Source organism: Epibacterium ulvae (assembly GCF_900102795.1).
Lineage (GTDB): Bacteria > Pseudomonadota > Alphaproteobacteria > Rhodobacterales > Rhodobacteraceae > Epibacterium > Epibacterium ulvae.
On record NZ_FMWG01000013.1, the window covers coordinates 59,110 to 73,538 of the forward strand.

The 14,429-nt window shown below is 55.3% G+C and carries 11 protein-coding genes; 4 read left to right on the forward strand and 7 right to left on the reverse strand.

From position 1 onward, the window contains the following. The first annotated feature begins 1 nt into the window (after position 1). Entirely contained in the window at positions 2-1,171 is a 1,170-nt protein-coding gene (locus BLP79_RS16625) for a peptidase G2 autoproteolytic cleavage domain-containing protein (protein ID WP_090220822.1), read from the forward strand. 14 nt (positions 1,172-1,185) lie between these two features. On the opposite strand, the gene BLP79_RS16630 is transcribed toward BLP79_RS16625, so the two are convergent. Then, positions 1,186-1,497, reverse strand: a complete 312-nt coding sequence (locus tag BLP79_RS16630; RefSeq protein WP_090220823.1) for a cupin domain-containing protein — start codon at positions 1,495-1,497, stop codon at positions 1,186-1,188. A 109-nt stretch (positions 1,498-1,606) separates the two neighbouring features. Here BLP79_RS16630 and BLP79_RS16635 point away from each other — a divergent pair, with 109 nt between their 5' ends. After that, positions 1,607-2,023, forward strand: a complete 417-nt coding sequence (locus tag BLP79_RS16635; protein ID WP_090220824.1) for an Lrp/AsnC family transcriptional regulator — start codon at positions 1,607-1,609, stop codon at positions 2,021-2,023. An 80-nt stretch (positions 2,024-2,103) separates the two neighbouring features. Here BLP79_RS16635 and BLP79_RS16640 read toward each other — a convergent pair whose 3' ends face one another. The 5 genes from BLP79_RS16640 to BLP79_RS16660 form a co-directional block, all read right to left on the reverse strand. Next, positions 2,104-3,345, reverse strand: coding sequence for a capsule assembly Wzi family protein (locus BLP79_RS16640; RefSeq protein ID WP_090220825.1), 1,242 nt, complete (start codon positions 3,343-3,345; stop codon positions 2,104-2,106). Between the two features lie 118 nt (positions 3,346-3,463). Continuing rightward, positions 3,464-5,341, reverse strand: coding sequence for a polysaccharide biosynthesis protein (locus tag BLP79_RS16645; protein WP_408607955.1), 1,878 nt, complete (start codon positions 5,339-5,341; stop codon positions 3,464-3,466). Between the two features lie 235 nt (positions 5,342-5,576). After that, positions 5,577-6,566 carry a glycosyltransferase family 2 protein gene (locus tag BLP79_RS16650; protein WP_090220826.1) on the reverse strand — a complete coding sequence of 330 codons (990 nt, stop codon included), beginning with the start codon at positions 6,564-6,566 and terminating at the stop codon, positions 5,577-5,579. 252 nt (positions 6,567-6,818) lie between these two features. Beyond that, positions 6,819-7,919 (reverse strand): ParB/RepB/Spo0J family partition protein, encoded by a 1,101-nt coding sequence (locus BLP79_RS16655; RefSeq protein ID WP_090220827.1) that lies wholly within the window; start codon positions 7,917-7,919, stop codon positions 6,819-6,821. Between the two features lie 56 nt (positions 7,920-7,975). Continuing rightward, positions 7,976-9,400, reverse strand: coding sequence for an AAA family ATPase (locus BLP79_RS16660; protein WP_090220828.1), 1,425 nt, complete (start codon positions 9,398-9,400; stop codon positions 7,976-7,978). 522 nt (positions 9,401-9,922) lie between these two features. On the opposite strand from BLP79_RS16660, the gene BLP79_RS16665 reads away from it, so the two are divergent. Together BLP79_RS16665 and rfbC are read left to right on the forward strand one after the other, a co-directional pair. Next, the gene (locus tag BLP79_RS16665) at positions 9,923-11,005 is read left to right on the forward strand and encodes a replication initiator protein A (RefSeq protein ID WP_244516071.1); all 1,083 of its coding nucleotides are present in this window, start codon (positions 9,923-9,925) and stop codon (positions 11,003-11,005) included. 93 nt (positions 11,006-11,098) lie between these two features. Beyond that, positions 11,099-11,653, forward strand: coding sequence for a dTDP-4-dehydrorhamnose 3,5-epimerase (rfbC, locus tag BLP79_RS16670; RefSeq protein ID WP_090220830.1), 555 nt, complete (start codon positions 11,099-11,101; stop codon positions 11,651-11,653). A gap of 192 nt (positions 11,654-11,845) precedes the next feature. On the opposite strand, the gene BLP79_RS16675 is transcribed toward rfbC, so the two are convergent. Beyond that, complete coding sequence (locus BLP79_RS16675) at positions 11,846-14,116, reverse strand: GumC family protein (RefSeq protein ID WP_090220831.1); 2,271 nt, start codon at positions 14,114-14,116, stop codon at positions 11,846-11,848. Positions 14,117-14,429 lie beyond the last annotated feature (313 nt).

Below are 14,429 nucleotides of genomic sequence, written 5' to 3' on the forward strand. Positions count from 1 at the left end.
CATGTCTGATCATTCTTCCCGTCTGGACCTGCCCCTTTTGCTGCCTGCGCAGGCCCAAAAACATGTGACCCACAATGAAGCCCTGCGCCTGTTGGATGGGCTGGTGCAGCTGGTGGTGCAGGATATCCATGCCGAAACCCCGCCAAGCGGCCCGACGGTGGGCCTTGCCTATGCGATAGGATCCTCTCCCAGTGGGATCTGGGCCGGGCACGCGTTGCAACTGGCCATCTGGCAGGGCGAAGGCTGGCTTTATCTCACGCCTGATCCCGGCTGGCGCCTGTGGGATCTGAACAGCGCCCAGATGTGGGTCTGGAGTGGCAGCAATTGGCAAAGCCTGCCTTGTTATAGAACGCCGCAAATCGGTATCAACAGCAGCGCAGACAGTGACAATCGCCTGACTGTTGCGGCACAGGCCAGCCTGTTCAACCATGAAGGTCAGGGCCATCAGCTCAAAGTGAACAAAGCTCACAGCAGCGACACCGCCAGTTTTGTCTTGCAAAACGCCTTTAGCGGGCGGGCTGAAATTGGCCTTGCCGGCAGTGATGATCTAAGCGTCAAACTCAGCGCCAATGGCAGCCAATGGGACGAGGCACTGGTGCTCTCAGCTGCCAATGGCCCCCGGCTGCGGCTGCGTCAAAGCGCCAGCACCGGTGACCTTTTGCAAGGCGAAGCGGGCGGGGCCGTGCAATTCCGACTGAGCGCCAATGGCACCGGCCATTGCACCGGCAGCTGGCAGGCCGGTGGCGCGGATTATGCGGAGTTTTTTGAATGGGCCGATGGCAATCCAGATGACGAAGACCGCCGCGGCCTGTCTGTGGTGTTAGACGGTGATAAGATCCGCCCCGCGCGGGATCAGGAAATCCCCATTGGTGTGATTTCAGCAACCCCTGCCCTTTTGGGCGATGCGGATCTGGCCGAATGGCCGGGCAAATACCAGCGCGACGCCTTTGGCGCACGGCTGTATCACAGCACCCCATCGGGTGAAAAAGAGCCCCGTCTCTCTGCTGCCTTTGACCCAACACAGACCTATATCCCCCGCAGCGCCCGCTCTGAGTGGGCTATTGTCGGTCTTTTGGGCAAACTGGTTTTGCGCGCAGGCCAACCCACAGATCCCCGCTGGCATCATCTGTCTTCCCAGAGTGACGGGTTAGAGCGTTGGCTGGTGCGGTAAATCTGGGATATCTTTTAAACACTTCCCGCTTGTTCAATAACAAGCACACGCGCCTGCCCATCTGGATGCGCAACATGTTCGTCTCCCACCTCTGCATGAAAGATATCCCCCGGCTGCAAGCGCAAAACCTCCTCGCGCCCCTCTTGTCGGACATGCATATCAACTTTGCCGTCAAGAACCGCAAACACTTCCGGGCCATCATTCACATGCCATTTGTAAGGCGCATCTGTCCAATGCAGGCGGACAGTTGCATCCCTAATGTGTTCTATGTCCAAAGCGTCCCAGGCATTTTGCCCCGTAAATTCTTGTGCGATGATCTTTTGCATCTCTCACCTGTAAATTGACCTCTTGCAGTGCGTGAAATGCTACAGAACACCTGAGACTTCGGATACTTGCAGAGCGACGGAATTGACCTGCGTTTGGAGGGAATGGAACTTGGATCAGACAGACAAACGGATACTTGCAATTTTAGAGCGCAATGCCCGTACAAGTGTCGCTGAAATCGGCCGCCAAATCGGATTGTCACGCACCGCAGTCCAAGACCGGATTTCAAAACTTGAGACCAATGGCGTTATCAGCGGATATCACGCACAGATCGTCAATGCCCAGAATGATCTGACCCGTGCGGTTCTCTTTGTAAAAATCGCAGCCCGCCCCTGTGATCCTGCGCTGAACTGGATGCTCTCCCTTGAAGGTGTGCAGGAAGTTCTGTCCTTATCAGGGGATCTGGACGCTCTGGTCAGATGCACCGTTGCAAATGTCGCAGCCTTGACGGCACTCAACGACAGGATTGGCGCAAGCGATCTCATCGCAAGCTCACATTCAAATGTGGTCTTGAGAGTGATCCAATAGCAGACGGCTAAAATGCCCCAAGATCCAGATACATGGGACGGTTTTTACGCATCCGGGTCTTGGAAAGGCTGAAACAGGCTTTAAAAACTGCGGCTGTAGCTGACACCAACACGGGTGCCGCTGTCTTGATCAGCGGTGTCGAGATCAAAATCCTGATGGGCAATAATGCCCTGCACGGTGCCGCCGGCAAAGTCAAAGCTTGCGCCAATTGAAGCAACCGTCCCGGTTTCGCGGGTGGTGCTCAAACTGTGGCCGGGCAGGTTTGCATCATTGATGGCAAAATGGCCAAGGCTCCAGTCCAGCGTCCAGTTTGGCATCTCATGTGTGCCCCGCAGCTGTGTTGACCGGCTTTCAGATCCGATAGCAGCGCCCAAAACCACCCCTTCGTTGCGATAGGAATAGGTTGTGTTGCCATAGGCCGTGCCCGGACCACAAAAGCCATTTTCAGTTGTGTTCACCGTGGTGTCCACATGTTCAAGCGTCAGCGTGCTTTTGGCCCCTAAAATCCGGGTGCGGGCCTCAACCCCTGCCATAAAGAACCAACAGCTTGGCAGGCCACCGGCCTCATCTTCGCCCAAAGCTTGTCCATAAAGACGCACCCCGTTTTGGTCCGGGTTGAAATCATAAGACAGGCTGAGGCCTGCAACCTGATTTGCGCCTGCTGCAGCGCCTTCATTGGTGTTACCAAAAACCGCATCTGTGAACGCACCAAAACCGCTTGGCTGCCCATCACCGCCATATTGGATGGCCCGAATGAATTCGACCTCCAAGCCCGGCGTTGGCTCCAGCCCCAGGCGCATGCCAACAAACAGCGCATCCTCCGGCTGGCCTGCATCCTCTGTGGTGCCAATCAAAAACTCGCCATACCATGGACCAATCCAGCGCAGCACGGGCAGATCGCTTTGGGTGGCCTCTTCTTTCACGATATAGGCTGCCGGAAAGGCAGGAGCATTGCGGCTTAGGATCAAAGAGGTATAGCGTGATGGCCCCCAGTGGCGTTCGCTTTGCCCCGCCCCGATGCGCCAATTTCCATCGCCAAGCGCATAAGAGACATCAAAAAAGACAAGCCCTGCGTCCACCGCATCATTTTCAAAGGCATCGCCCAGCGTATAGCTCAGACGCAGATCGCCAAACACATGGCGCCCCGAGAAATACGCCCCATCAAAAGCGGTAATACCGTAGGTTTCGCTACGCCCCAAAAAATCATCGCTCAGCGCGCCAAAGGAAAATTCATAGCTGCTTTGCGCTGCTAGAGACGAGGCCCCTCCCATCGCGGCCATAAGCCCCAATGCAAGTGTTTGTGTTTTGAAGATTGCGGGCACGTCAGCTTCCCTTTCGCGGGTCAAAGTCTCTTGCGGTTTACCATCTATTACAAATGGTCACATCTCGCGGACAAAATGCGCGCCTTTGCGCGCGGTTGCAACTCTTACAAACCAGATCTTATTTTTGGGCTCGCGTGGCTGTGGCCAGGCCGTCACCCTCAACCCAGCGCGCAATCAATTGACGCGCCGCCAGATTGTCATTGCTGGCCACCGCTTGGCGTAAAGCCCGGATGAAAGACGCCACTTCGATTTCAGAGACCACCGCTTCATGGGCGCAGAAAATCTTGGGGTGACGGGTCAACATCAGCTCATCTGTCAGGGTCAGCTCTTCTTCCATCTTTTCGCCGGGACGCAGGCCGATGATATCAATGCTGATGTCTCCTTCCCCTGTTTCAGGATCGCGCACGCTGTAACCGGCACTTTCGATCACCTGACGCGCCAGCTGCAGGATCGATACGGGCTTGCCCATATCCAGCACAAAGACCTCTCCGCCCTTGGCATCCGCCCCCGCAGTCAATACCAGCTGTACTGCTTCCTGAATGGTCATAAAGAACCGGCGCACATTGGGATCTGTGACGGTCACCGGGCCACCGCGGGCAATCTGTTCCTGAAACAAAGGCACCACAGAGCCTGAAGACCCCAGAACATTGCCAAAGCGCACCATGGTAAACACCGTACTTTGACTGCGGCTAGCCAGATCCTGCACCACCAGTTCCGCCATGCGTTTAGAGGCCCCCATCACATTGGTCGGGCGCACCGCTTTGTCTGAGGAAATCAGGATAAAGCGTTTGACGCCAAATTCACCCGCTACGCGCGCCAGCGTGCGCGTGCCAAAAACATTATTGGCAAGGCCAGCCAGCGGATTGGCCTCAACCAAGGGGACATGTTTATAAGCGGCGGCATGCAGAACCACCTGCACCTGATGCGCGCTCAACACCTCGCGCACCTGACGGGGATCGGTGACAGACCCCAGAACGGGCACCAGATCAATGCCCAAAGCCTCAGCTTGCCCCTGCAGTTCCTGGTGAATGGTATAAAGCGCCAGTTCAGACAGTTCATAAAGCACCAACCGTGTCGGCGCACAGGCCAGCACCTGGCGGCACAGCTCTGATCCGATTGATCCCCCCGCCCCTGAGACCAGCACCACCTGATCCCGATATGCCTGTGTTGCTTCAGCCAAAGGCACATCATGTGCACGGCGTCCAAGAAAGTTTTTAGGCGCAACCGGTGTCAGTTTTTCCACCAACGCCTCGGTGCCGATAAGCTGCGCAAAAGACGGCAGAGCCTGCACATCCACCTGCAAGTTCTGCAACCGCTGAATAATCTGTTCTTGTTTGGGTTGGCTTTGGCTTGGCATGGCCAGCAAAACCCGCGAGATCCGGCGGCTCGTGATAATTTCCTGAATGCGGGCCGGCGCAAACACAGGCAATCCCATCAAGGTCAGGCCCTGCAGGGATGTATTGTCATCCACAAAGGCAACCGGGTCGATTTCTTCATGGGCCTTCAACGCCTGTGCCAGCTGCGTCCCCGTGCCTCCGGCCCCATAAATCAACACACGGCACCGTGGCTCTGCCCGACGATAAATTGCCAACACAACCTGCAACAGGAAAATACGGGCCCCCGCCATGGCCATAAAATAACACAGGCCAAACATCACATAGGTGCCCATGGGCAATTCGGGACCAAATACGGTCGTGCCTGCAACCAACCCCAATGCAGCGCTCACAGCGATGCCACCAGTCTGAAAAATTGCATAACGCTCATAAGCGTTCAGCTTGACCTGAGGCAGACCCAGCCAAAACAGCAGGCAGCCAGTCAGTGCCATCACATAAGGCAGTAATGGCAAAATCTGGAATAAGGTCTCAACTGGGGTAGTCTGCAAATTCTGCAGACCAAAGGCAAACAGTGCAGACACAGGAAGCAAAAAGAGATCAAGCGTGAGAAACACATAGGATTTCTGCTTCCGCGTCAAAACGCTCAGCATTTTATATATCATTTGCCGTCCCTGTCCCTTGCAACGGTTTTGCGTTTCATCTGAAAGGCCGTTTCTTAACGCTGGCCTTTTTATCATCTGCACATCTACAAAACCGCCAGATGCGCACCGTTTGAAGGCGGCACCACCAAAAGCACAAGCAACATCTCTCGCTCTGGCGGAATCCCTTTCAACGCGGCACACTCTTGTCGGCACAGGATACCGTGTTTTAAACCTTGCTCCAAGCCTCTTACCTGATTTAGCCCTCGCCAGCACGCCGTAAGATGTCAGAATGAGCACGACTGCGCCGACGCTGCAGCCCATCCCAGACGGCAAGCCCCGTCAACGCCAGATACCGGCCGCGCACACCGGCGTGGTGGCGCACCTTTGAGAGCCATTTCAACAACACAACCGGCAGCACCAGCCAAAACAGCCATCCCGCCGCACGCTGATACAACAGCAATAAATTCCGGTGGTGATAGTAAACCTTCCATAAGGGGCGAAACCTTTGGCCGCTATCTGCATCAACAAAGGTGGTGAAATCATGCTCAAACCGAATATCTGGCACAAAACCAATCCGGCTACCCTGTCGACTAAGCTCTAAGGTATAGATTGAATCATCTCCATAGATGAAGAGATCCGCATCCGGGTATCCCACCTGCTCCACCGCGGCACGCGAGATAAAAAATCCCACAAAAGAGGTCACATCAATCGCACAAGCGGGTTCCTGATAGGCTGCATGGGGAATGTGAAACCCATTGCGACCTTTGCGCAGAGTCCGCCAGAATTGGGGCAGGCTCCAGAACGGATTGCGCGAAGGGCGGTTCATTTCGCAGATCTCACCTGAGGGGAAATAGACCGCAGCGGCCACCGCATCCCATTTGCCTTCAGGCAAGGCATGAAATGCAGCCAGCGCGCCCGGTTCTGGGCGGCCATCATCATCCATCACCACCAACCAGTCAGGCCTATGGGTCTCCATCGCGTGGCGCATCCCCGATTCAAACCCACCAGCCCCGCCGCTGTTGGTTGCACTGGTCCGGATATCCAGGCGTGGGTTGTCCTGCGTCTCCAGCCAATCTGCGGTGCCATCCGTGCTGGCATTGTTCACCACCACCACCTGTGCCAACTCTTCAGCCGGGCTATCCAGAAGACGCGCCAGTGTCACCTTCAGTTTATCCAGACGGTTATAGGTCACCACCACAGCCACAAGACGGCGCGGCACAACTGAAGGGGCAGGAGAGGCGATCATGGGGTTTGGTCCTTATGCACCCGCAAGCGGGATTTCATCTGATCCCAGCACAAGCCGAAATTGATGCGGGATGTCAAACCTGTTTCCCGCGGCTTGGTGCAGCTTCTCCACACACGCGCCCTTATGGCAGTGTTTCGCACGGAAAATGTTTCGCACGCGAAACAATCTAAAAACTGAATACGTATGATGTGACAAAGAAAAACCGGGTACAGCACTGCTATACCCGGTGATTTTATCCATCATCTGACCTGTTCAGCGGTTGCGCAGCCAGTCCTGCAGATCCGCCAGAAACTCTTCGGTGATCGCATTTCCCATCAATTCGATCTTACGCTGATCTGGCGAAAAGCTGAGTTTAAGACCTGGACCTGCATTCAGGATAAGCCGTTCTCCAGCTGCCATCTGTGGCGTGGTGCTGCGCACGCGCGGGCGAGACGGAGCAGGGGCGGGCGCAGTCGTTTCCTCCACAGGGGGCACTTTGTAGGTGCAGCCTTCACTTGCGGTGAGTGCTGTGTTCAAAATATCCAGCTCTTCTTCTGCAGTAAGGCGCGGGCTTTGCCGCAAGGCCTCCGTAAGGGTCTGTGCAAACAGCGGCTGGCGGTCCATTTCGCGCACCAAGGCCAGCCCTAAACGTTCGCTGATGGCGGTTGGAAAATGCAGCCAGCTGTCAAACTGCTCCACCAGCGCAACAAAGCTGCCAATCTTAGAGCGGCGCGAGCGGGTGGTATTGGCAAACAGCCCCTGCAGCGCCAGTTTCTGATTGGCATAGATCCCCTGCTTCATCGCGCGAACCGCAATGCGGGCCCGCTCATAATGCGACAGGTTCACCCGGATTTCGTTTTCTTCCACCATCGCCACATAGGCCTCTTCAGCGCTTTCTGGCTGAATGATCCGGGCCTGCACGCTGGCAAATTTCAGCTCTGATCCCTCGGCATAGAGCGTTTTAAGCGCGCTCAACCGCCGCCAGCCAGAAATCAAACCATATGTCATGCCATCGCGCGGTTCAGGCAGGGCAACCACCTCAATTGGGGTCTGTTGACCACGGGCGCGCAAGGATGCCTCAAGCGCGGCCATTTCATCCGGGTTCTGGTCCAGCCGGTCGCGCACCAGATACTGGCTGTCAATCACCGAAAGCGGCAGCTCTTCAATCATCAACCCTTTGGTGCGGGCGGTGTTTAAAACCCCTGTCACCTCTTCCAAAGCAGCATGGGCTGAGGCTTCGCTCGCCACCTGGGCAATGGGGGCAGAGGCAATTCCACCAGTGGCCACACCAGCGGCAGGACCAAGACCTGCGGGTTTTGGATCTGGGGCCAGATAGCTGCCCTGTGCAGGCGTCAGTCTTTTACGTTTTGCCATCATTCTCTCCTGTCGCAGACCACGGGCCATCCTGCCCGAGCCAGCTTAACGCAAGGCTACTGGGCCGCGCGCGCCTCTTGTTCCATCTCACCCACTTCGCGCCGCCAAACCCCGATGAGGAGCCGTTTAAAGGCTGCATAGGTCGCATCAAAGGTCTCCCGACCGCGGGCATAGGTCTCGCGGTTGAAATCCCGGTAATCAGCTTCATAGATGCCCGATACCTGTTCACCCGCCTGTCCGATAAGGGCAGTGTAATCCTGTTTGTGCGGAGACAAAACCGGGCCCAGATAGGCCTGCATCAACCCAGCCAGCTCACCCTGCTGGGCCCCGTCATAGCGGGTGATCACGGTGCGGACCGCATCCCACTCAAAGCCGATCTCAGGCCGGCCAAGAGCGCGGGCTGCAAGGTTTTCCCCCTCTTCAATGGAGGCAAAGGTGGAATGCAGCATGTCAAAGAAGCGGCCCGTGCTGTCAAATTCAAGAAAAGACGCGCCCATGGGGACCAATAGTATGTCTGCTGCCGACAGCCCATTGATGGTGAGGTATCCCAGCGCCGGCGGCGTATCGATAAAGATCACATCATATTGGTCCAGAACCCCGTCTGCGTCTAATCGGTCAGTCAAGGCGTCCCACAGTTTCCAGGACCGCGCCGCCATGCGCCAGACCGGGATCTGAAATTCCGCCCAATACAGATTGAGCTGCGCGCCAATCAGATCGATGTTGGGCCAATGGGTGGATTGGATCACATCGCCAGCGGTCATATCCATCGCAGCTGTCAGCGCATCATCTAAAGGCTGGGGGGAATCGCCGCGGTCTAACCTGCGCTGGTTTTCAAGGCGCAGATGTTCGCCGTAATGGCGCGCCAGAAGCGGAAAGGCGGTTTGCCATTCATCTTCAACCTTGCCGCTAAAAATGGAAGTCATCGATCCCTGGCTATCCAAATCCACCACCAGAACCTTATAGCCATCCAACGCTGCAGACATCGCCAGATGCGCGGCTGTTGAGGTCTTGCCAACGCCACCTTTGAAATTGGCCACCGCCACCATTTTTGCGGGCAGCCCTTCGGGGCGGTAGGGCAGGTAGTTTTTGGATTTTGATCCCTGCGCTCCAAAGAAGGCGCGTAGGCGCAGGACTTCATCCAGGGTGAACCATTTGGCGCCCCCCTCCACTTCAACCTGGCCTTGAGGCAGATCTGGATTTTGTTTCAGGACCCGGCGAAAATGGGCTTGCGCAACTGGGATTAGATAGCGGGTTATTTCCCATGTTGAAAACAGACGCAGCTGTTTTTGACCATCTTCATTCAGCCCCCGACTGGCCAGATCTGCCCGTCCCCGGCTGCAGGCTTCTGAGATCTCAGCAAAGCCCTTGGTGGTGGTGGGTGTATCAAGATCCGCCAGAGCACTGTCTGGATCAATATTGAAATACGGCGGCAAGGCGCTTTCTTTGCTGCGGTCGCGGGCCTTGTGGATATCTTTTGCCATATGGCTGTGCCTCATGCTGCTGGCGATGCCAGGGGTCTGCTCTTTGTAGGATGGTTTAAAACGCAAAGGCGTTCTGAGAAGGGGTATTTCCTAGGTTTTTTATTGTATGTGCGCCATTTATCGCATCATACTCAAAAACACGTCACATGAAAGAAATATCGCATCAAAAATGGAATTTTCTAAGCAAATAACGGGGTTGCGGCAGAGTAAAGCGTTGCTGTTTTGCCAGATCTTTGGGGTTTGTAATCTTTTTTCCTGTTATATTTTGTTATTAGTTAGTTACAGGCCCCTAGCCAAGAGCAGATGAGCCATATTTTTAAGGTGAATTCTGACCTTTTTCAAAGTGCATGTGAATCTAAAACCCCGATAAACTGAATCTGATCCCCCGAAGAACTGACTCTGATCCCCCGTTGTGAGGGCTTGTGGATAATTCTAGGCTGGGTGTAATTAAAACCACGAAAAATGAGTCTGTCCGAACAGAAGGCAGACCACGCGGAAAAGCCTCAGATGTAAGAGGCAAAAGTGAGCAGGTATAAGATGACCCAAGCGGGAACAGGAACAGGGGCGGTGACGCGGGCAGGGCCTGGCGGCGATCTGCCAGCCCATGCACAGGGAGATCTGTCACAGGGGGATTTCTTTCTTTGTGATATCTTTGGAGCGGTCCCCAAAAACGATCTCGTTTCGATGGAGCATCCCCTGTTCTCTCTGGCGACCCGACCAGATCGGCGGATCCTGCAATATGAACACAATGGCGCTGAGATTACCGTGACCCCCAGCGTCAAAGGTCTGGCGACAATCCATGACAAGGACATCCTGATCTTTTGCATCAGCCAGTTGATGGCGGCGCTGAATGCGGGCCGACAGGTGAGCCGCACTTTGCATCTGAAAGCCCATGATCTTTTGGTGGCCACCAATCGCGAAACCTCGGGCGATGCCTATCGCCGATTGCGCGAAGCTTTTGAACGTCTCGCGGGCACCCGGATCACCACCAATATTGTCACCGGCGGTGAAGAGGTTACCACCGGGTTTGGCCTGATTGAAAAATGGCAGATCGTGCGCAAGGCGCGCGGGGGGCGGATGGTGAGCGTTGCGGTGACATTATCGGAATGGCTGTATCGTGCGGTCCTGTCCAAATCTGTGCTGACGCTGAGCCGGGATTACTTCAGTCTGCGCAAACCGTTGGAACGGCGGATCTATGAGCTGACGCGCAAACATTGTGGCCGTCAGCCCGAGTGGAGCATTTCGGTGGATACGCTTTTGAAGAAATCGGGCTCTGCCTCACCGCGTCGGGTGTTTCGCAAAATGCTGCGCGACATGATCGCGGCTGAAACCCTGCCGGATTATCAGATGGAAGAATTGCCCGGCGATATCATCCGCTTTTCCCGCAAAGGTGTTGCGCTGAAACCGGGGCAGGTGGTGGAAGGTCTGCCAGTTTTGAAATCCGACACGCTGGAGCAGGCGCGCGCGCTTTTTCCCGGTGCAGATGTTTACGCGCTGGAAGCGGATTGGCGCGCCACTTGGCTGCGCACGGGCAGCCCGCAATTGCGCAGCGCAGATGCGGCCTTTTTGGGCTGGGTGAAAAAGCGCAGCGCTTCTGGCCTTTAGAGCCCTCGTTTCAGCCAAAGCGAGAGTGGCCTTGGCGAGAGGCTTTGGCTATGTCTGGCAAAAGCATTTTGGACGGTACAGCGAGAGAGCGCCATGCAGATAGAAGAAACCCGCCTTGCAGGCGTAGTGATACTGACCCCACAACGGTTTGGCGATGCGCGGGGGTTTTTCAGTGAAAGCTGGAACCGGCAGCGGATGCTGGATCATGGGATTGATCTGGAGTTTGTACAGGACAATCATTCGATGTCATCTGATGTGGGCACGGTGCGGGGCCTGCATTTTCAAGCGCCGCCCCATGCGCAGGATAAATTGGTACGCTGTGGGCAGGGCGCTTTGTTTGATGTGGCGGTGGATATTCGCAAAGGGTCTCCCACCTATGGTCACTGGGTGGGCGTGGAGCTGTCCGCAGAAAACGGCAAACAGCTTTTGGTGCCCAAAGGGTTTTTACACGGCTTCATGACGCGCGCACCTCAGACGGAAATCATTTACAAATGCACGGATTACTATGCGCCTGATTGTGACGGTGCTGTGGCCTGGAACAGCTGCGGCATTGATTGGGATTTTGAGGGCGCAGCGATCCTGTCAGACAAAGACGCGGCGGCACCTGCGCTTGCTGATTTTGACAGCCCTTTTGTGTGGGAGGGATAGCGGCGGAGCCCGCCTTAAAACACCACCGTTATCTGCGATACAGTGATTGGTATGTGCACCATGACGGGCTACAGGTTTGCAAAGCCCCATATCTGAATCTGACTAGGGATGTGGGTGGCTGCATCCAAACAGGTGTGCAGCCCTGACCATAGGCATATGCTGCCCCGTGATCAGGGTGTGGCACGCGCAGCTTTAAGGTTTGACGTAGCTGTTTTTGAATGTGCTGCGATAATAGCCTGTCTCATTATATGAGAAGCGACCTGATTTCTTGACATCCATCATTGTCATGAGCACCCCAGAAATTGGGGCTCCGACGGATTCCAGCTCTTTCAGACCTTCGACCACAGCCCCGCGTGCGGTGGAGCCCCAACGCACCGCGTAAATGACCGAGTCTACACGTTTTGAGATGATCCGGGCATCGGTCACAGCCAGTGTGGGCGGCGTGTCTAGGATGACAAGATCATATGTTTCTGTCAGTCGCTCAATCAGATCATTGAATTTTTGCGATGACAGAACATCTGCGGCGTTGACCCGCGCAGAGCGGCCGCCTGTTTCGGTCATCAGTACATGAAGACCGGTTTCCGGGTCCTGAAACACGGCCTCTTCCAGCGGGGCGTCATCATGCAGTGCGGCAATCAGACCATTGTTGCCGTGTGGTGATGTAAAGAACTGCGACAGATCGGGGCGCCGCATGTCACAATCTACGATGATGGTGGATTTGCCCATCTGCTGACTGGTCAACGCCGTCATTACAGCTGTGGTGGTCTTACCTTCGCCAGGTACAGAGGAGGTGAACATCAAAACCTTTGGTGGATGATCGACATTCGACATCAAGATCGAAGTGCGCAGATTCCTGATGGCTTCAGCAAGGACCGAATTGGGTTTGTTCAGCAGATACTGAAACACCCGCACGCGGGTTTTATAGCGTCCAACAAAAGGCAGAACCCCCAGAAGATGCTGCCCGGTCACCAGCTCCAGCTGTCCGAGCGACCGGAAGGTTGTGTTCACGAGCGTTCTGATAAACACAATACCAACCCCAATGATTGCCCCGATCATAGAGAACATGGTCAACACAAGGCTCTTGCTTTGCGATTGCGGAAAAAGCGGGATCTCTGCACGGGTCAGGATCCGTGCATCGGCTTCATGCAGATCTTCCTGTGCGGCTGTTGCTTGAAGCCGGGCGAGGAAACTCTCATAAAGCACCCGGCTTGCCTCTGCTTCGCGTGACAACTGGCGCAGGTCAACCTCACTGCGGGTCTGTTCAAGGGCCAGTTTTTCCAGACGGCGCACCTCTGCCAGAAGGGAGGCCTCCTGCGCGCGAATGCCCTGCAGGTCAAGCCCGGCTGAGGTCGCAATACGCTGCGCCTCTTGCGCCATGCTGGTTTGAACTGTGGTGATATCTTCGCTCACCTGTTGCAGTGATGGGTGGCCTTCGGGATAAGAGGCCCGCAGGATGGACTGTTCAGAGAGCAGATCTTCAAGTTGAATACGATATTGTTGGATCAGTGGTGAATCGCGGAATTCTGAGACAGTTCCAAAATCGGTGCTTTGCGCCAGAAAATCCGTCAGGCGATTATATAAGACCTCTTGGCGCGACAAGGCCGCTTGGGTTGCTGCAAATTCAAGGTTCAGCGCTTCAAGCTGCTGTTGCGTGACCTCAAGCGTCTGCCCGGTGCGATCAGAAATTTCGGACCGCGCGGTTTCAATGGCCTCTTCGGCTGTTTGTACGCTCAGGCGCAGCTCGTCGACACGTTCAGCCAGCCAGACCGTCGCAGCACGTGCGGCTTCCTGTTTGGTCTCTTGTTGGTCGAGAATGTATTTCTCGGCAACTGTGTTCACAATTTTGGCTGCAGTGGCCCTATTATCAGACATAAAGGCAATCTGGATCACCCGGCTGCGGCCCACAGGGCGAAATGACAGGCCTTTGCGCACGTTAGAGATCACTGCAAGCCGCACGAGATGAGAGCGATCGCGTGCTGTTGTGTTCTGTTGCTCGTCTTGGGCCGGGACTGCGCCGCTCAATCTTTGGCGCAGAGCGTCGAGCGTGGCGCCCACGTCAACCAAGTCACGCACTTTGTCCAGCGCCGAGGGCTTCTCCACCCGCAGCAGCGGATTGAACTCGGGGTCCTTGTCTAGTTCCAGCTCGTCAATCACGCGTTCGATCAGCGCCGTTGAGGACAGGATTTGAATTTGATTTTCCAGCGCGCTTGAATCAAACAGTGGGCTCGCCAGCAGCATGTCTTCCATATTGAGGACATTGGCTTGCTGTACGTCAAACATCACTTTGCCATGCGCCCTGTAGCGCGGTTCAATCTGTGAGGCTGACATAACCCCAAACACCGCACCCAGTGCGACACAAATGCCGATAATCATCCGGCCCCGCCAGAGCATGCCAAACAGCATACGTAATCCGCGTCCGCTATCATCTACATGGTTTGATATGTTGGAAGCAGCCTTCGTCATGCTGGAATAACCTTCTGTGCAAATCGTGTTTTTCCCAAAAACTCGGGATGTTGCGCCATCCTGGATGGCTCCTGCCGTTTTGCAGGACTGTGGTTAGAAAACCGTCTGATCACCGATGGTGTGTTTTGTGGTGTAAATAAGCCTGTTGTCATTTGCGGGGTGAAACTGACCTGGCCTGAAATGCCCCGCAAAGCACCGGTCTGCCGGTACGTCAACGCAATGTATTTTGTCATGGTACTTAAACACTCATCTCAACAGGACTACAGTTTGTGTATAATGCCCCAACACACATCAAGCGATTTGAATGTCGCCA

Excerpts from the sequence above, each read along its gene's own strand:
- BLP79_RS16655 (WP_090220827.1), bottom strand. The coding sequence starts at position 7,919 with ATGGCAAAACGTAAAAGACTGACGCCTGCACAGGGCAGCTATCTGGCC.
- BLP79_RS16660 (WP_090220828.1), bottom strand. The coding sequence starts at position 9,400 with ATGGCAAAAGATATCCACAAGGCCCGCGACCGCAGCAAAGAAAGCGCC.
- BLP79_RS16630 (WP_090220823.1), bottom strand. The coding sequence starts at position 1,497 with ATGCAAAAGATCATCGCACAAGAATTTACGGGGCAAAATGCCTGGGAC.
- BLP79_RS16675 (WP_090220831.1), bottom strand. The coding sequence starts at position 14,116 with ATGACGAAGGCTGCTTCCAACATATCAAACCATGTAGATGATAGCGGA.
- rfbC (WP_090220830.1), top strand. The coding sequence starts at position 11,099 with ATGCAGATAGAAGAAACCCGCCTTGCAGGCGTAGTGATACTGACCCCA.
- BLP79_RS16650 (WP_090220826.1), bottom strand. The coding sequence starts at position 6,566 with ATGATCGCCTCTCCTGCCCCTTCAGTTGTGCCGCGCCGTCTTGTGGCT.
- BLP79_RS16645 (WP_408607955.1), bottom strand. The coding sequence starts at position 5,341 with ATGATATATAAAATGCTGAGCGTTTTGACGCGGAAGCAGAAATCCTAT.
- BLP79_RS16625 (WP_090220822.1), top strand. The coding sequence starts at position 2 with ATGTCTGATCATTCTTCCCGTCTGGACCTGCCCCTTTTGCTGCCTGCG.